The sequence below is a fragment of the Mordavella massiliensis genome, assembly GCF_016901695.1.
GTDB classification, from domain to species: domain Bacteria; phylum Bacillota; class Clostridia; order Lachnospirales; family Lachnospiraceae; genus Claveliimonas; species Claveliimonas massiliensis_A.
The window spans coordinates 34,082-53,252 of the sequence record NZ_JACJKS010000012.1 but is presented as its reverse complement, the minus strand read 5'-3'; the positions used below and the strand labels follow the sequence as shown (position 1 = coordinate 53,252).

The 19,171-nt window shown below is 51.2% G+C and carries 9 protein-coding genes; all 9 read left to right on the top strand.

Features of this window, described 5'->3' with window-relative positions:
- The first annotated feature begins 2 nt into the window (after window positions 1–2).
- Complete coding sequence (cdaA, locus tag H6A20_RS09235) at window positions 3–890, top strand: diadenylate cyclase CdaA (protein WP_204906835.1); 888 nt, start codon at window positions 3–5, stop codon at window positions 888–890.
- Window positions 868–2,160: a CdaR family protein gene (locus tag H6A20_RS09230; protein WP_204906834.1), complete on the top strand. Its 1,293-nt coding sequence runs from the start codon at window positions 868–870 to the stop codon at window positions 2,158–2,160. The genes cdaA and H6A20_RS09230 overlap by 23 nt, the downstream gene beginning before the upstream one ends.
- Before the next feature lie 27 nt (window positions 2,161–2,187).
- Window positions 2,188–2,451, top strand: coding sequence for an HPr family phosphocarrier protein (locus tag H6A20_RS09225; protein ID WP_204906833.1), 264 nt, complete (start codon window positions 2,188–2,190; stop codon window positions 2,449–2,451).
- Between the two features lie 19 nt (window positions 2,452–2,470).
- Window positions 2,471–3,397, top strand: a complete 927-nt coding sequence (locus tag H6A20_RS09220; protein ID WP_204906851.1) for a nucleotidyltransferase family protein — start codon at window positions 2,471–2,473, stop codon at window positions 3,395–3,397.
- A 15-nt stretch (window positions 3,398–3,412) separates the two neighbouring features.
- The gene (locus H6A20_RS09215) at window positions 3,413–6,313 is read left to right on the top strand and encodes an NlpC/P60 family protein (protein ID WP_204906832.1); all 2,901 of its coding nucleotides are present in this window, start codon (window positions 3,413–3,415) and stop codon (window positions 6,311–6,313) included.
- A gap of 173 nt (window positions 6,314–6,486) precedes the next feature.
- Entirely contained in the window at window positions 6,487–8,934 is a 2,448-nt protein-coding gene (locus H6A20_RS09210) for a glucosaminidase domain-containing protein (protein ID WP_204906831.1), read from the top strand.
- A gap of 41 nt (window positions 8,935–8,975) precedes the next feature.
- Window positions 8,976–11,327, top strand: coding sequence for a GH25 family lysozyme (locus H6A20_RS09205; RefSeq protein WP_204906830.1), 2,352 nt, complete (start codon window positions 8,976–8,978; stop codon window positions 11,325–11,327).
- Window positions 11,328–11,349: 22 nt separating this feature from the next.
- Window positions 11,350–13,953, top strand: a complete 2,604-nt coding sequence (locus H6A20_RS09200) for a L,D-transpeptidase family protein (protein ID WP_204906829.1) — start codon at window positions 11,350–11,352, stop codon at window positions 13,951–13,953.
- 154 nt (window positions 13,954–14,107) lie between these two features.
- Entirely contained in the window at window positions 14,108–18,892 is a 4,785-nt protein-coding gene (locus H6A20_RS09195) for a family 78 glycoside hydrolase catalytic domain (RefSeq protein WP_204906828.1), read from the top strand.
- Window positions 18,893–19,171 lie beyond the last annotated feature (279 nt).

The window sequence follows — 19,171 nt, the reverse complement described above, 5'->3', positions numbered from 1 at the left end:
GCATGGAGGCAAGAATCTCCGAATTCATCAACAGGTATATAAGAGACGGGTATTTTCCGGAGATGCATCTGACCGATATCATCGAGATCGTGATCATCGCGTTTCTTGTATACGAGATCATGATATGGATCAAGAACACGAAGGCGTGGATGCTGCTTAAAGGCATCCTCGTCCTTGGCGTGTTCATTTTTCTTGCCTTCGTGTTCCAGATGCACACCATCCTGTGGATCGCCCGCAACTCCCTGACGGTCCTGGCCACCGCCCTCATCGTGGTCTTCCAGCCGGAACTTCGGAGAGCCCTGGAGAAGCTGGGCGAGCGCAAATACATCAGCGCCGTGGTCCCTACCCTGGACAGCTCCCGTGACAAGGGGCGCTTCAGCGAGGAGACCATCGACGGCATCGTGGACGCCTGCTATATCATGGGGAAGGCCAAGACCGGCGCCCTGATCGTGGTGGAGCAGGCCATCCGCCTGACGGAGTATGAGAGCACCGGCATCCAGCTTGACTGCATCGTGTCCAGCCAGGTGCTGATCAATATATTCGAGCACAACACACCGCTCCATGACGGGGCCATCATCATCCGCAACGACCGGATCGTCTCCGCCACCTGCTACCTGCCCCTGTCCGATAACATGGGCCTGAGCAAGGATCTGGGAACCCGGCACCGGGCTGCGGTGGGCCTCAGCGAGGTGAGCGACGCCATGGTCATCGTGGTGTCCGAGGAGACCGGCTATGTGTCCGTCGCCCAGGGCGGCGTCCTTGACCGGAACATCACAAGGGAGCGGCTCAGGGAGTACCTGACGGAGATCCAGAACAAGCGCAGCGAGTCCCGCAGCATCATAGCAAAACTGAAAGGAAGGCTGATCCATGAAAGAAAATCTGATGCATAATATCGGCCTGAAGCTTCTGGCCTTTCTCTTTGCCTTCATGCTGTGGCTTCTGGTGGTAAACATAGACAACCCGGTCATGAGCGAGACCTTCGACGACATCCCGGTGACCGTCGAGCACAGCGAGGTGGTGACCCAGAACCAGCGTTCCTACCAGGTGCTGGACGGCACGGACACGGTGAGCGTCACGGTGAGCGCCACCCGCTCCGTCCTCCAGGACATTGAGGCGGAGAACATCGTGGCCACGGCGGACATGCGGGAGCTCTACCTGGAGTCCCAGGTGCCCATCGAGGTCTCCATCCCCGGATTCGAGATCAAAGATGCAGCCGCCACCCCGCGGAATATGCAGGTGAAGATCGAGCAGAACAAGAGCGATACCTTCCCCATCACCGTGTCCACGAAAGGCACGGTCCGGGACGGCTATGAGCTGGGCGCCGTGCAGGCGGATCCGGAGCGCGTGACCCTCAACGGGCCGGAGTCCGTGATCGACCGGATCAGCAAGGTGGTGGCTGAGGTGAACGTCTCCGGCCTCTCAGAGGACGCTTCCATCGACGCCTCCCTCACCTACTACGATGAGGACAACAACGAGATCAGCGCGGAGCAGCTTGCCAACAACCTGGGCGCCATCGGCGTGAAGGTCAATGTGACCCTTTTCCACACCGCGCGGATCCCGGTTACGGTAGATACATCCGGGATCACGGCGGCGGACGGCTACGCCATCTCTGAGGTGGTCTGGACGCCGGAGGAGATCCAGCTTGCCGGCGAGGAGGAAGTGCTGGACAGCCTTGCGGAGATCCGCATCCCCGCGGAGGCCCTGGATATCACCGCCATCTCCCAGCGCACGGAGGAGACGGTGGACGTCACGCCCTACCTGCCGGAGGGAACCCGGCTTGTGGAGGAGAACGGGAACAACATCCTTGTGACCGCCCGCGTGGCCCGGGAAGGGACGAAGAGCTTTGACATCCCGGTGGGCTCCATCACCGTGGAGGGGCTGGCAGACGACCTGGCCGTCGCCGGCTATGGAAGCGGCGACGATCTGGAAGTCCACATCGGCGGGCCCCAGGAGCAGTTGAACAGCCTGGATGTGAGCGACTTCGCTGTGAGCATCGACCTGTCGGATCATGCGAAGGCGGGCGAGTATGAAGTGCCCGTGACTATCGGACTGCCGGACGACGTGCCGGACTGCAAGGTGGAGACGGAAGTTTCCGTTACAGTTACACTGGAAGAGAGGGCGGTTCCGGATGAGTCTGCGGATGCCGCTGAAGACAGATAGAAAGAAATATCAGGAGGTTTATGTATTATGGTAAGCCGGAAAGTAGTGATCGCAAATCCAACGGGACTTCATCTGCGCCCGGCCGGAATCTTCTGCAACACAGCGGTGCAGTATGACTGCAAGATCACATTTCAGCATAATACGACGACAGCGAACGCCAAGAGCGTACTGAGCGTCCTCGGCGCCTGCATCAAGAAGGGCGATGAGATCGAGCTCATCTGCGAGGGGGCGGATGAGGAGGAAGCCCTGGCGGCGATGGTGAAGGCCGTGGAGGACGGACTGGGAGAATAGAAAAAGGAGAAACAATATGATGGGCAAAGCAACGCTGGTCATCATGGCCGCAGGAATAGGAAGCCGCTTTGGCGGGGGGATCAAACAGTTGGAGCCCGTAGGGCCAAACGGCGAGATCATTATGGATTACTCCATCTACGACGCCCTGGAGGCCGGATTTGACAAAGTCGTTTTTGTCATCCGCAGGGATCTGGAAAAGGATTTCAAAGAGGTGATCGGAAACCGGATCGAAAAGCAGGTGGAAGTCGGATATGCCTTCCAGGAGCTTGCCGATATCCCGGCGCAGTATAAAGACAAATTCCCGGGGCGGACCAAACCGTGGGGGACCGGACAGGCCATCCTCTGCTGCAGGGATCTGGTGCAGGAGCCGTTCCTTGTCATCAACGCAGACGACTATTATGGGAAACAGGCCTACCGGGAGGCGTTCGTCCATCTGCAGAAGATGAAGGAGATGCCGGCGGGAGAAAAGCTGCCGGTGTGCATGGTCGGATTTGTCCTTAAGAACACGCTCAGCGAGAACGGCGGCGTGACCCGGGGCGTGTGCCGGGTGAACGAAGCGCATATGCTGACAGACATCGTGGAAACGCATAATATTGTAAAGACGCAGGAAGGCGCGGCGGTCGTCCTTGAAGACGGACGGCGGGAAGAGATCGATGTGGAGTCGGAAGTGTCCATGAATATGTGGGGGCTGACGCCGGACTTCTTTTCCGTTCTTGAGAGCGGGTTCGACCGGTTCCTTGCAGAGACGCCGGCGGAGAACCTGAAGGCAGAGTATCTCCTTCCTACGATCATCGGGGAACTCTTACGAACCGGACAGGCGGATGTGAAAGTGCTCCAGTCCCACGACAAATGGTTCGGCGTAACGTATAAAGAAGACAAGGAGTCCGTGGTGCGCGCCGTTCAGGAACTGATCGCGCAGGGACATTATCAGAGGGGAAAATTCTAGTGTGAGGTGGGAAGAATGAGAGGAAAAAAACTTACAGCTTTTCTTTTAAGTGTTTCATTAGTATTCGGCAGCGCAGGCACAAGCCTGGCTGCTGAGCCGGAGGAGAATGGAGAAAATAATATTACAGCCGTGATGGAAGAGGCGGCGGATGACGGTTCGCAGGATATCGAGGAAACCGAACAGGAAAGTCAGGACTCATCAGATGTTTCGGAGGAGCAGGGAGATCTGGATGTGTCAGAAGAGGAGACAGCGCCGGAAATCCCGGAGGGTTCAGGAGAAGAGGAAACACCTGAGTCCCCGGAAGTACCGGAGAATACAGAAGAGCCAGATCAGGTCGGGCTCTCCTATCGTGCACATGTACAGACATATGGCTGGAATGAATGGACAGAAGAGGAAACAGGAATCCTGATTGGTACAGAAGGCCAGGCCAAACGTCTGGAAGCCCTGGAACTGAAAGTAGAAGACGCTCCGGAGGGAAGTGGAATCGAATATCGTGCTCACGTGCAGACATATGGCTGGCAGGACTGGAAAAAGGACGGGGAGACAGCAGGTACAACCGGACAGACAAAGCGTCTGGAGGCGGTTCGGATCCGTCTGACAGGAGCGCTGGCAGAACAGTACGATATATATTACCGTGCTCATGTGCAGAGTTATGGTTGGCTGAACTGGACATGCAATGGAGAGAAAGCCGGAAGTCTCGGTTATGCAAAACGTCTGGAGGCAATAGAGATCCGTCTTGTGAAAAAAGGGGCGGAAGTACCGAAAGGAGAGGGGGAAAGTTATAAGTACCCTGCACTCTCTTATCAGACACATTCTCAAACTATAGGCTGGCAGGCAGAGAAATTTAATGGCGAGACAGCAGGAATAACCGGCAAGTCCAAGCGGATGGAAGCTATCAAGATCAAACTGCCGGACAGTGAGTATGAAGGCGGGATTGAATACCAGACTCATGTGCAGACATATGGCTGGCAGGGGTGGAAGAAAGATGGAGAGCTTGCAGGTACAACAGGTCAGTCTAAGCGCCTGGAGGCGATACAGATCCGCCTGACGGGAGACATGGCGGAATACTATGATGTGTATTACAGAACGCATGTACAGACTTTTGGCTGGCTGGATTGGGCAAAGAACGGGGAGAAAGCTGGAAGCGCAGGGTATGGCAAGCGGATGGAGGCAATAGAGATCCGTCTGGTCAAAAAAGGAGAAGAAGCACCGGAACAGGGCGGGGAATGTTATAAATATCCACTCATATCCTATAGCGCTCATTCGCAGTCTGTGGGCTGGCAGGACACGAAGTGGGATGACGATATCGCAGGCGTGACAGGTAAGTCAAAACGAATGGAAGCCATCAAGATTTCGATTCCGGATAACGAATACGAAGGTGGCGTGGAATACAGAACTTTTGTGCAGGCCTATGGCTGGCAGGACTGGAAGAAAGACGGTGAAATTGCAGGTACAACGAATCAGGCCAAACGTGTTGAAGCAGTAGAGATCCGTCTGACAGGCGAATTGGCAGAGCATTACGATGTGTATTACAGCGTGCATATGGCGAAGATCGGATGGATCAATTACGCTGTAAACGGCGAGACGGCAGGCAGCACGGATCTGAGTAAGCGGATTGAGGCGATTCGTATCCAGCTTGTAGAAAAAGGCGGAACGGCGCCGAATACAAGCGGCATAAAATATATCGAAGGGTATAAAGCGGCAGATTTCACTTATTCTGGAACCATTCAGGGAACAGGTGACAGCGGGGAGATCCAGATGGGCGGAACACTCGGAACAACCGGGCAGAGCAAGCGACTGGAGAATATCTCGCTCCATCTGAACAGAAGAACAGAAAATATGCCGGAAGGCCAGATCACCTATGCTACGCATCTGTCGCATTTGGGATGGCAGGAAAGCACCGGCCTGGATACCGTAAACGGGAGCACGGACGGATCTTATGGCATTGAGGCTGTTAAAATATCTCTTTCCGGGGATCTGGCAAATTACTATGATATTTATTACCGTGCTCATGTGCAGAAATATGGTTGGCTCGGCTGGGCGAAAAACGGGCAGGCCGCCGGAACAACTAAGTGCGGTTACCGTATGGAAGCCCTGCAGATTAAATTGGTGTCAAAAGATGCCAGTGCACCGGGACCGAACAGCAATTATTATACAGAACTGAAATACCGCAGATATCAGAATCCAAGCCAGTACTATCAGATCAAGGACTCCATTACACTGACAGGGGGCGGCTATACACTCTCCTATGGCTTCGAGGGTGTGAAGGTCATGAAAGTAATCCAGGCTCTCGGCCTTGGCAATGGTATTGGTATGGGCGGAGCGTTCTACGGGCACAATGTGGAGAATGCAGTGCGCAGTTTCCAGGCGAGAAGCGGGCTCAGTCAAACCGGGAATGTGGATCTTCTGACCTGGATGCGGATGGGATTTAATCAGCTTCAGTGGGAACAGTGGGGCGCCTATGTGAGTCCTCTGAAAGTCAACAGGGACAGTACAAGAGCGGATCATATTGAAGCAATGATTAGTACAGCATATTCCTATCTGGGAACACCCTATGTGATAGGAGCTGCCGGACCTCCGGGAACAGGTATCGACTGCAGCGGACTTGTCATGCAGGCATTATATGGCGCAGGTCTCGATATATCTCCGATTAATCCTGTACGGCATGCACACCCGGGATATGAATATGAATCCAGAAATATGTGGGCTTCATCCAAATTTATGCATGTTCCTTACAGTCAGAGGCAGAGAGGGGACCTGATCTTCTATCAGAACAGTTCAGGCGTTGTGATCCATGTGGCAATTTATCTTGGAAACAACCAGGTGATTGAATCCTGGCCCAATGAAGTGGTTGTATGGCCGATCACAAACGGACAGCGGTCTAATATAAAAGGAGTTGTCAGACCCTTTGTATAAATAGTGCAATAAAAGACGGTATTATGCCGTCTTTTATTATTTTGACACAGGTAAAAAAAGGATGACATGTCTGGTTGTTGTTTGCGGCAATTGTGTGTTATAATAATCTGAAACATGTAAAAAAACCTTCTGTCATGTAAAGCGATTGTGGGACGCAGGAGAGGAGAAGTCATATGAGAAAGAGATGGAGAAGTATCATTACAACTATACTGTGCATAGGAATGCTTGCAGGAACCGCTGCCACCGCTTATGCGGATGAACCGGGGATTCCGACAGACGCATCTGTGCAGGAGCAGGATGTATACAGCATAGACGAAAATGGCAACATCTTTCTGCTTGAAGAGGATAACGGAGGCGTTGTCGAAGAGGATGCAGCCCTGCGTAAAGGCAGATCTGCCCAGGATAAGATTGTAAACTTCCGGGCTAACGCCAATGGACAGGCAGTTTTAGATACAACTCCATATACAGAGTACTATACTGGAGAGGCGGGTTATATATATGGAAGAAGCGGCGCTGACGCAGCCTATCTCGGAGAAGAGAACGGCAAAGTGAAATTTATGATAGCCGGCGTCGTGGGATTGGTTGATAAGTCCAGGGTGCAGGTGGTGAATTTGAGCAGTGCAAAGACCTACAGCCAGTATTATGCGGGCGGATCCAGTCTGATTCACAGAATTACAACGAATATGACCGATGAGAACTGGAAGAGTTCTGCCAACGTGGGGCCGCAGCCGTCTTACCTGCAGACAGGCCAGAGTTATTACAGCTATGACGGGCACTATTTTTATCAGGATTACAGTACGATGCTGGCTGACTACAGAAATAATACAAGAGCGCATTCTGTCAATCCAAGCAATCCCTATTACAATTATTATCAGTATCTGCCGCTGAGAAGTCAGACCAGTTATTCCGGGGCTGCACTCAATAGTATGATCAACCAGTATGCGGGCGGTTCATCTAAAATGAGCAATACAGGGACCAACTTTGTAAGCAAACAGAATACTTATGGGACGAATGCCCTTATCATGGCATCGGTCGGAGCGCTTGAAAGCGGATGGGGACAAAGTTCCATTGCGCAGAATAAGAATAATCTTTTTGGGCTCAATGCAGTAGATGCCTCTCCGGCAGAAAGCGCGGATACATATAAGAGCGTAGATGCATGTATCCGGACATTTGCAGAAACCTATCTGTCCAAAAGATATCTTAGAGCCGGATGGGATTACTATCATGGAGGATTTCTTGGCGATAAAGCAAGCGGGATGAATGTGAGTTATGCATCCGACCCCTATTGGGGCGAGAAGATCGCGGCAGTGGCCTGGATGCTGGACAATGCAAACGGGCAGAAGGACTATGGCCAGTATACGATCGGGATCAAGGATACGATCAATACGCAATATAATGTGGTGAACGTCAGAAAAGAGGCAAATACTTCTTCTAATGTCCTCTATACAACGACAAGTTCATCTGCAAATTCCGTTTCGAATTATGCGGTGCTGATTAAAGGGACGAATGGCAGCTTCTACCAGATCCAGAGCGATCCGGTGCTGAACAGTGCCAGGACTGCCATCGATATGGGATCCGGGACCTATGACTTTGACAATATGTATGCCTATATCAGCAAGGATTATGTGACAGTTGTATCCGGGACAGTAAGTGAAGGTGAAGGTACAGGCAATGCAGGCGAAACGGAAGAAGATCCGGAAACGCCGTCGGCCGGTGAAGGAATCAGCTATACAGTTCACGCGCAGACTTATGGATGGATGGGCGAAAAGCAGGATGGAGCCATGGCTGGGACGGAAGGCCAGTCAAAGAGGCTTGAAGCTGTCAGGATTAAACTCCGCTCTCCGTCTGCAGAAGGATCCGTAGAATACAGAACGCACCTTCAGGGAATCGGCTGGACCGGTTGGGAAATGGACGGAGCCGTGTCAGGTACAGAGGGAGAGGCAAGAAGAATGGAGGCAATTCGGATCCGTCTGACAGGCGAGATGGCGAAGAAGTACGATATTTATTACCGTGTGCACAGTCAGACTTACGGCTGGCTCGATTGGGCGAAAAATGGAGAGACAGCCGGTACGACAGATGGAGCCAAACGGATGGAAGCACTGGAGATCCGGCTTGTAAAGAAAGGCGGCGGGGCGCCGGGCGAGACCGTGCGGGCTTATGTGCAGCCGTTGCTGACATATCAGACGCATGTACAGACTTATGGCTGGCAGAAGCAGGCGGAAGGCGGTGTGATAGCCGGAACAGAAGGAGAGGCTAAGCGGATGGAGGCGCTGAAGCTTTCGCTCACAAATCAAAAATACACAGGAAGTATTGAATATCAGGTTCATGTGCAGACCTATGGCTGGACGGATACTGCCCGCAACGGATCTATGGCAGGGACGACCGGCCAGGCCAAGCGGATGGAGGCAGTGCGGATCCAACTGACAGGCGAAATGGCAAAGCAGTATGATGTGTATTACCGTGTGCATTCTCAGACATACGGCTGGCTTGACTGGGCAAGGAATGGACAGAGTGCCGGGACAGAGGGCCTGTCCAAACGGATGGAAGCGATCCAGATCATCCTGGTGACCAAGGGCGGCGAGGCGCCGGGCAGCACAGAACAGCCATTTGTAAAAGCATAACAGATTGAATAACAGAAGCAGAATGAAGGAGGAGACAACCAGTGAAACAGATCTGGAAGAGATTGACAGCGATTGGTTTGGCGGTATGCCTGACTGCAGGTATGACTCTGGCTGCAGACTTCAGAAGCAGCGCAGCAGAAGAGGAGGAGACCGGTTCTTATGTGCAGGATGTGGAAATGATTCAGGGAGAGGAAGCATCTGAAGCAGATGTGACAGAACCAGAAGCGGAAACAGAGGCAGAACCAGAAGCGGAAACAGAAGCTGTGACAGGAGAGACACGTCTGGCAAACAGTTGGAGATATAAAGACGGTGAGCCAATCCAGAGTCAGGAGAGAGCCGCCGCAAGAACAGCTTCCAACGCATGGGAGAAGGTGGACGGAAGATACGTGAATTCCTATGGAGATCCCATTCCGGGAGCGCAGTTAAAGGGTGTGGATGTCAGTGAGTGGCAGGAGCAGATCGATTGGGAAAAGGCGAAAGAGGACGGTATCGAGTACGCAATCATCCGTGTGGGATGGCATGGAAATAATGATAGTCATGTGGACGACTGGTTTGAATATAATGTTTCCGAATGTGAGAGGCTGGGTATTCCCTATGGCGTCTACCTTTACTCCTATATCACGACAACTGCAGGTGCTGCGAACGCGGCGAATTTTGTACTGAACCAGTTGAAAGGCCATACGCTTTCCTATCCGGTTTATCTTGATCTGGAGGATGAGAGCACAATTAGCACAGATCATGGAGCAATCGCAGAGACTTTTCTGAATAAGATTACAGCAGCGGGGTATCGCGGCGGAGTTTACGCGAATCTGAACTGGTGGAACAATTATCTTACCAGCTCTGTATTTGATAATGCAGCCTGGTCCAAGTGGGTGGCACAGTACAATTTTGAGTGCAACTATACCGGTACATATGATATGTGGCAGTGTACGAGCAAAGGTTCTGTGGACGGGATCGCGGGCTATGCGGATCTGAATTTCTGGATGGTCAAAACCTATGACCAGCAGCCGGTGGAAGTGGAAGACCCCAATATTATCAGCTGTTCATCCCACATGCAGACCTTTGGCTGGCAGCCGACAGTCCAGAACGGATATCAGACCGGTGTGACCGGTTACAGCAAGCGTCTGGAAGCGCTGAAGATCAGTATTGGAGACGGATACGGAGATCTGGGTGTGAAGTACAGCGCCCATGTTCAGACTTATGGCTGGATGGATTATGTGGAAAACGGGGAGACTGCCGGGACAGTTGGCGAGTCAAAGCGGATCGAGGCGGTAAAGATCGAACTGACAGGTGCAGAGGCGGAAAAGTATGATATCTATTACCGCGTACACAGCCAGACGTATGGCTGGCTTGACTGGGCCAGCAACGGACAGCCTGCGGGAACACAGGGCTATGGGAAACGGCTGGAGGCGTTGCAAATCGCGGTTGTCCCGAAAGGATCCGGGGCGCCGGGAAGCACGGAAAAGCCATTTGAGAAGGCTCCTATGACAGTCACCTACAGTACTTATGTGAGCGGGAGCGGCTGGACAACGGAAGCACAGGACGGCGCGACAAGCGGCACAACTGGAAAATCGACTCCGCTGGAGGCGTTCCAGGTCAGCATCGACAGTCCGGATTACACAGGCGGTGTAGAATACGAGGCATATATGCAGGGATTTGCCTGGAACGGCGAAAAGGCAGACGGGGCTGAAGCAGGCCTGCCGGGAGGAGGCAAACGTCTGGAAGCCGTGAGGATTGCGCTGAACGGGGAACTGGCGGAACATTACGATATCTATTACAGGGCCTATGTGCAGACCTATGGCTGGCTTGACTGGGCCAGCAACGGACAGACAGCAGGCACACTTGATTATGCAAAACGGATGGAAGCGCTGGAGATCCGGCTTGTAGCAAAGGGTGCAGCCGCGCCAGGCGAGACGGACCAGCCCAGTAAACAGGCTGTTCTCCGATACAGCACCCATGTCCAGACTTACGGCTGGCAGGGCAATAAATATGACGGTGAGACAAGCGGCACGACTGGCCAGGCGAAGCGGCTGGAAGCGGTGAAGATTGATTTTGCCAATGGGAAAAACGCAGACAGCATCCGGTACAAAACTCATGTGCAGACCTATGGCTGGGATGAGGACTGGACGAAGGGCGGGCAGATTGCCGGCACAACCGGACAGGCAAAACGGATGGAGGCCATTCAGATTGAACTGACTGGCAAGATGGCAGAACAGTATGATATCTATTACAGGGTACATTCCCAGACATACGGCTGGCTGGATTGGGCCCGAAACGGCGAATCGGCTGGGACAGAGGGACTTTCGAAGCGCCTGGAGGCCATAGAGATCTGTCTGGTGAAAAAAGGCGCAGCAGCGCCGGGCAGTACGGAGCAGCCCTTTGTGAAGGCATAAAGAGAGAATGAGGTGAGGGAGCATGAAACATTTAAAACAGACTGCGGCGCTTGTCTTAAGCGCGTTCCTCGTGCTGGGAAACGTGCAGGGCGTACTGGCTGCAGAACAGCCGGATGAAGAGACGCAGCTTGTTCTGGATGCAGCGAATGAAGAAAGCGGGGAAATATCTGCAGATGCGGAAGTTTCCGAAGCCAAGGAGACAGACTCCGAAAACGATGAGACGGAAGAAGGGCTGGAGACTGTCAATCCGGGAGAGGAGGACAGTTCTGACAGGCCTGCTGGTGAAGCTGGAGATGAAGCAGGAGATGTCTCTCAGGATATAGCCGGGGATGAGGATTTGAAAGAGGAGGTTCCCGTGCTGTCCTACCGTGTGCATGTGCAGAGCAGCGGCTGGAACAACTGGACAGAGAATGCCGGCACAATTGGTACGACCGGCCGTGGAAAGAGGCTGGAAGCAATTCAACTGAAGCTGGAGAACAGTAATGAGGATTCAGAAGCAGAAGCTGTGAGCGGCATCGAGTACCGTGTACATGCCCAGACCTATGGCTGGATGGACTGGGTGAAGGATGGACAGCAGGCCGGTACGACCGGCCAGGGAAAGAGACTGGAAGCAATCCAGATCCGACTGACGGGAGCTGCATCAGAACAATACGATATTTTCTACCGTGCTCATGTGCAGACGTATGGCTGGCTGAACTGGGCCAGTAACGGAGAGAAGGCAGGGAGTCTCGGCTATGGGAAACGGATGGAGGCACTGGAGATCTGCCTTGTGAAAAAAAGAGCAGACGCTCCTGCTGGAGAAGGAGACAGCTATAAATATCCGGCTCTTTCCTACCAGACCCATATGCAGTCGATCGGATGGCAGGGGGAAAGGCATGATGGGCAGACAGCCGGTGTGACCGGCCAGTCTAAACGGATGGAGGCCGTCAAGATCAAACTGCCGGACAGAGAGTATGAAGGCGGTATCGAGTACCAGGCCCATGTGCAGTCGATCGGATGGCAGGGCTGGAAAAAGGATGGCGAACAGGCCGGTACCACTGGTCAGAAGAAGAGGATCGAGGCGTTGGAGATCCGCCTGACCGGTGAGATGGCGGAGCACTATGACGTTTATTACCGTGTCCATGTACAGACATATGGCTGGCTCGGCTGGGCGAAAAACGGCGAGCAGGCCGGTACGATGGGGTATGGAAAACGGATGGAGGCACTGGAGATCCGTCTGATCCGAAAAGGAGACGAGGCGCCGGCACAGGATACAGCAAGCTTCCGGTATCCTCTTGTATCCTATAAGGCACATTGCCAGTCTGTCGGCTGGCAGGACATAAAAGCAGACAATGAGATCGCCGGTGTAACCGGCCAAAAGAAGCGCCTGGAGGCCATTGAGATCCAGCTTCCTAATATTGGATATGAGGGCAGCATTGAATACCGCACGTTTGTCCAGTCCGCCGGCTGGCAGGGATGGGTGAAAGACGGCCAGACTGCCGGTACGGTCGGCAAAGGTAAGCGGATCGAAGCAGTTCAGATCCAGCTTAGCGGGGAAGTGGCGGAGCATTACGATGTATATTACAGTGTCCATATGGCCAAGATCGGATGGACGAATTACGCGGTAAACGGCGAGATGGCAGGAAGCACAGACCTGAGCAAGCGGATCGAAGCGATTCGTATCCGTCTGGTGGAAAAAGGCGGCACCGCGCCGGATACGTCCGGCGTAAAGTTCATTGAAGGTTATAAGGCAGCGGATCTGACATATGCAGGAGTTATCCAGGGGAAAGGCCAAAGCGGCAGTGTTCAGATGGGCGGCACGCTTGGTACGACAGGCCAGAGCAGGCGTCTTGAAAATATCACAGTATCCCTTAACAGGAGAACAGAGGCCACGCCTTCAGGAACAGTCAAGTATGCGGTCCATCTCTCCGGGACCGGCTGGACCGGCTGGTCAGAAGCAGGCAGTGTATCCGGATGCACGGACGGCTCAAAAGGGATCGAAGCAGTGAAGTTTACCCTGTCTGGCGATCTTTCCAAATATTACGATATATACTACCGGGCATATGTACAGAAGTATGGCTGGCTCGGATGGGCAAAGAATGGACAGAACGCAGGCACTACAAAATGCAGTTACCGGCTGGAGGCCCTGCAGATCAGACTCGTCTCAAAAGATGCCACAGCGCCCGGAGTAAACAGCGGTTACTACACAGAGCAGAAATTTAATATGGGGCCTGACGCAGGTATGTATGCGAGAGCCAATCTGTACAGCAGTGTCACGCCGTACATTGTTATGGTAGACCGGGCAAACCGGAAAGTAGGCGTATACCAGGGAAGGCAGGGACTATGGCAAAATGTGCAGTATTGGTCCTGTACTGTTGGTACGCCGTACACGCCAACGGTATCCGGTGTATTTAGAGTCGGCAGCAGGGGCTACTCCTTTGATTCCGGCAATGTGAGATGTTTCTGGTGGACGCAGTTTTACGGAGACTATCTGTTCCACTCCACTACGTACTATCACAATGGAGCGGTTGCAGACAGCAGACTGGGACTGGCACTTTCGCATGGTTGTGTGCGGCTGAATATCAACAACGCAAAGTGGATCTACGATACAATCCCAAGTGGAACAACAGTAGTTGTATATAATTAGTATTTCAAAAGCTTTTCCCGAAAATCCGGAGGAAAAATCCATTTTGGGAAAAGCTTTTATGTTGTTTAAAATAGGAAATGGTGGTATAATCCACTAAGACTACACAAGATATAGCATAGTAAAATGTATATAAATAAACAGGGGAAATGTGAGAATGAGATTTAAAAAAATCAGGACACTGATACTGGCTGGCGTGCTTGTTTCCGCATCTGTGTTTTCAGGGGATTTTGTATATGCGGACGAGAATGAAAACCAGGAGATCACAGTGGACGATGGTCTGGATAATGAAATCACAGAGGAGCTTCCTGATGTGCCCTCCGATGGGGAGCCAGAATATGATGACAGTGCGACGGAGGAATCAGATGAAGAAGATTTGACTGAAGAAAAGCCGGAAGCGGAAGAAAATGTTCAACCTGGTCTGCTTTCGGAAGAGGAAGAACCAGTTTCAGATGAATTGCAGACAGAGTCGGCTGTATTTCAAAGCGCCGGAGAAGATGCTCCTTATGGCATGAAGATCAATCTGCTGTCAAAGCCATTCGGTGTTACGAAGGGAAAGATGGCATTTACATGGATGGATGCAGATGCCAACGGCATGCAGAAGCAAACTGCTTACCGAATTGTCATTTCCAGCCGGATTAAAGATGTGTATGCAGGTTCCTATCTATATGATACTGGATGGGTTGAGAGTGCGCAGAATACGTCCGTGCAGTATGACCTTTCAGACAAACTAACAGATAATGAGTTATACTACTGGCAGGTGCAGATCCGCAATGAAGAGGGGACAGAAAGCTCGTTGTCAGAACCACAGGCATTTTCTACCTCTGTCGGAAATGAATGGAAAAGTAAAAATGGTACATGGGGATCTTCAAGCCAGAAGGTAGTTATGTTCCGTACAGATCTGGAAAGGCCACAGGGTGTAGAAAAGGCGGTGCTTAGCATAACTGCGTCTTCCGCCAGGGAAGCCCGCCAGTACGTGTATAATCTATCTGTTAACGGACAGGAGATAGGAGTAGGGCCGGTTCGCCAGGACGGAAACAACCTGTATTATAATACATATGATATTACAGAATATCTGCAGGAAGGAAATAATGCAATCGGAGCCGTCAACTATTCAGAGACAGACGGATCCTTTCTGTGCCAGATAGTCTACTATATGGAAGACGGGACAAGTAAAATTGTGACAAACAGTACAGAGGACCGGGATACATGGAAGGTAAAGGATGCAGATGAAATCTTTATAGGGGGAAACTATACTTCTATAGGGACTTCCTATTATACGGCAAGACGCGATAACCTGAATGGATTAAAATATCCGTTCGGGTGGGATACGGCGGGATATAATGCAGGCGGCTGGCGTACACCTGTCACGAACGAAAAACTGGACAACTATTATTTCGTGAGTTCCCAGATGGAATATATGAAGCGGTATGAGGTGAAGCCTGCTTCTATACAGAAAGCCAATGGAAACACCTATATTGTAGATATGGGAAAGGAAATCATAGGAGGCATCCGGTTGCATGTCAACGTGCCGGGAACCAGTACGATCGAGCTTAAATATGGCGAAGAACTAAATGAGGATGGTTCTGTCAAGTTCAACCTCAATGCGGGTAATACCTATAAGGAAAGCTGGACATTAAAGGCGGGAGAACAGTCTCTTTACGGCATTGGGATGAAAACGTTCCGGTATGTGAGTATTACAGGGCTTCCAGTCAGCATAAATCCGGAAAATATCACAGGACTGATGCTGCGGCAGGAGTTTGACGATAGTGCATCGGAGTTTACTTCATCAAATCAGGTACTGAATGATGCTTACAACCTTGCAAAATATACGATCAAGGCAGCTTCGCAGGATTTATATGTGGATTCCCAGAACCGCGAACGGGTTCCGTATGAAGGCGATTCGCTTGTTACCTCTATGAGCAGCTACAGTTTTTCGGCGGCATCTACTTCTGCGAAAGCTTCCGCAGAATATCTGCTTAACCTTGATAACACAACCTGGCCGGCCGAGTATTCGCTGCATAATATCTCACTAATTTATAAGAACTATATGTACACAGGAGATAGGAGGGATCTGGAGAATTCCTATCAGTTATTAAAAGAGAAGACTTTGGAAAAATACTACGATGCTTCAGTGGGTCTGATGAAAAATGTTACCAATGGAATCGTGGATGGACAGAGAGTTATGACGGACTGGCCCACAGTTGAATTGGATGGATATAAGACTGGTGAAGTAAATTATAATACGGTCTTCAACGCGGTGTGTTCCGGCGCCTATCATGATATGGCCTGCATAGCGCAGATACTTGGATATGAGGACGACAGAGCCTATTATCAGGGACTGTCAGATACGATCAAGAGCAGTCTGATTGAAAAACTGTACAATGCAGAAACAGGGGAGTTTTATGATGGATTGTCTATTACCGGAGGTGTTGTACAGCATTCGGCGCAGCATGCGACAGCCTATGCGCTGGCATATGGCATATACACAGATCAGGCGATGGCGGATCGGATGGCGGAAGCTATAGAGGATGACGGTCAGGTAAAAATGAGTGTCTATGGATCATATTTCCTGCTGAAAGGATTGTATGAGAGCAATCACGGCGATCTTGCACGGAAGATCATGAGCAATCCGGACAGCGAACTGGGGACTCGTAGCTGGGCCTATATGATGTATGGACAGGGTGCTACTATTACTACGGAATTCTGGAATAATATAAATAAGACAAACATGTCTACTGCGCACGCATGGGGGAGTTCTCCGGGTAGTATGCTTGTACAGGGAATGTTTGGTATACAGCCGACCTCTCCCGGATTTGAGACATTTCAGATAAAACTGCAGCCGGGGGGAGTGCAGGACGCGGCAGTAAAAGTACCTACTTTAAAAGGAGAAATTTCGGCCTCATATACGCTGGACGGGGCAGGGGGGATTTCCGGAGAGGTTTATGTACCAGCCAATACAGTGGCAACGCTGTATATACCTGTTTCATCGGATAATTCTGTTCTGTATATCGATGGGAATGTGGTGAATGCCGTGATAGAAGGCGGCTATCTGGTGTATGAACTGCCTTCAGGAATACATACCTATCAGTCTGCCTGTGGGATCATGCCGGATTCTTCCGAGTGGACTATGGAAGATGTTGTATATAGTGCATACAGGGATTCTACATGGACTGAGGACACAACAAACAGGATTGATATAAGAAATAGTAAAAACGCTCATCTTGAGGCAGTCAAGTTGAGAATACGTAATCAAAGCGTCTCCGGAGATATTCAGTATTCAGCCTATATGCAGACATATGGCTGGCAAGATTGGAAGAATAACGGGGAAGAGGCAGGTCTTCCTGGAAGCGGTAAAAGGATGGAGGCATTCCGGGTCCAGCTTACCGGGGAACTGGCACAGAAATATGATGTATATTACAAAGCATACGTGCCTGGCAGCGGATGGCTCGACTGGGCCTGTAATGGTGAGGCGGCCGGTTCAAGCGGACTTTCCAGGGAGATATTAAAACTCCAGGTGACGCTGGTGGAGAAAAACGGGACACCACCAGGCGATATGCTTACACCATACTTGAGTTCAGAAAAGGATGTATCTTATGAAACCCATGTGCAAAGTTATGGGTGGCAGCTGCCCGTCGGAGACGGAGAAATATCCGGGACTGTAGGAGGTGCCAAACGTCTGGAAGCAATCAAGATTTCACTTAGCGAGAAAATACAGGGCGGTATTTCCTACAGTACGCATGTACAGACCTACGGCTGGCAGGACTGGAAGAATAATGGAGAACTTGCAGGTACGACAGGCCAGGCGAAGCGTCTGGAGGCAATAAAGATAAAACTGACCGGAGAGGCAGAACAGAAGTATGACGTCTACTATCGGGTCCATGTACAGACATTCGGCTGGCTTGGCTGGGCGAAAAACGGAGAACCGGCAGGGTCAGAAGGATACGCCAAACGGCTGGAGGGGATCCAGATCCGTCTGGTAAAAAAAGGCGGTGCTGCGCCGGGAGCAACACAGGATACTTTCCGTAAAGCGACGTTGGCCTACCGCACACATGTACAGACCTACGGTTGGCAGCCATATGTCTATGACGGCGCTACAGCCGGGACCAGCGGGCAGGCGAAACGCCTGGAAGGCATTGAAATTAAGAATATGAATGCAGAAGTATCCGGCAGTATTCTGTACAAGACCCATGTGCAGACTTATGGCTGGGAAGACAGCTGGAAAAAGGACGGAGCGATGTCAGGGACCAGCGGGCAGGCGAAACGTCTGGAAGCGATCCGTATCCGCCTGGATGGGAAACTGGAGGAAATGTACGATATCTATTATCGTGTTCACGCTCAGACATACGGCTGGCTTGACTGGGCAAAAAATGGGGATCCTGCGGGCACAGAAGGACTATCAAAACGTCTGGAAGCTATCGAGATCGTACTTGTGGAAAAAGGCGAAAAAGCGCCTGGCAATATCATCTGTCCATTCCTGGGAAGTGACACAAAGATATCATATCAGACACATGTACAGAGGCAGGGATGGCAGTCGAAGAAATATAATGGTTTGGTTAGCGGAACAAGCGGTGAATCTCTGCGGCTGGAGGCAATCCGAATTCAACTGGAGGATTCCGGCATTAAGGGGGGTGTAAGATATAAAACGCATGTACAGACATATGGATGGCAGAACTGGGCCTATAATGGACAGCTGAGCGGGACAGAAGGACAGTTCAAACGTCTGGAAGCAATTCGGATTGAGCTGACGGGAGATGCAAAGCAGAAGTATGATATTTACTATCGCGTCCATGCGCAGACTTATGGATGGCTTGGATGGGCAAAGAATGGTGCATCCGCTGGAACAGAAGGACTGTTTAAGCGTCTGGAGGCAATTCAGATCGTGCTTGTGGAAAAAGGCGGAAAGGCGCCGGGAAGCACGGTGGGAGCGTTTATAGATTAAACATAAAGCATTCGGGAAAATGGATGTTTATATGAGTAATCTTGGTAACTATATATACTTTGTTGTTGCGTCTGTGTTTGGTGTTATTTGAGTACTTGTGTTTTGAAAGTTCCTACAAAAGAACCGAATATTAGAATACATTGGACGAAATACTCTTGTATATTACGCGTTTCAGAATAGCATCTTTATTCCGGGTGCAATACAGATTGTGGAAAGTTTCACTCAAAAAGGTATAATTTTCCAAAACCTCTTTCTGAAGGTGATTTCTGTTTTGTTCCT

Coding starts and splice junctions, on each gene's coding strand:
- H6A20_RS09200 (WP_204906829.1), top strand. CDS start 11,350: ATGAAACATTTAAAACAGACTGCGGCGCTTGTCTTAAGCGCGTTCCTC.
- cdaA (WP_204906835.1), top strand. CDS start 3: ATGGAGGCAAGAATCTCCGAATTCATCAACAGGTATATAAGAGACGGG.
- H6A20_RS09195 (WP_204906828.1), top strand. CDS start 14,108: ATGAGATTTAAAAAAATCAGGACACTGATACTGGCTGGCGTGCTTGTT.
- H6A20_RS09220 (WP_204906851.1), top strand. CDS start 2,471: ATGGGCAAAGCAACGCTGGTCATCATGGCCGCAGGAATAGGAAGCCGC.
- H6A20_RS09215 (WP_204906832.1), top strand. CDS start 3,413: ATGAGAGGAAAAAAACTTACAGCTTTTCTTTTAAGTGTTTCATTAGTA.
- H6A20_RS09225 (WP_204906833.1), top strand. CDS start 2,188: ATGGTAAGCCGGAAAGTAGTGATCGCAAATCCAACGGGACTTCATCTG.
- H6A20_RS09230 (WP_204906834.1), top strand. CDS start 868: ATGAAAGAAAATCTGATGCATAATATCGGCCTGAAGCTTCTGGCCTTT.
- H6A20_RS09210 (WP_204906831.1), top strand. CDS start 6,487: ATGAGAAAGAGATGGAGAAGTATCATTACAACTATACTGTGCATAGGA.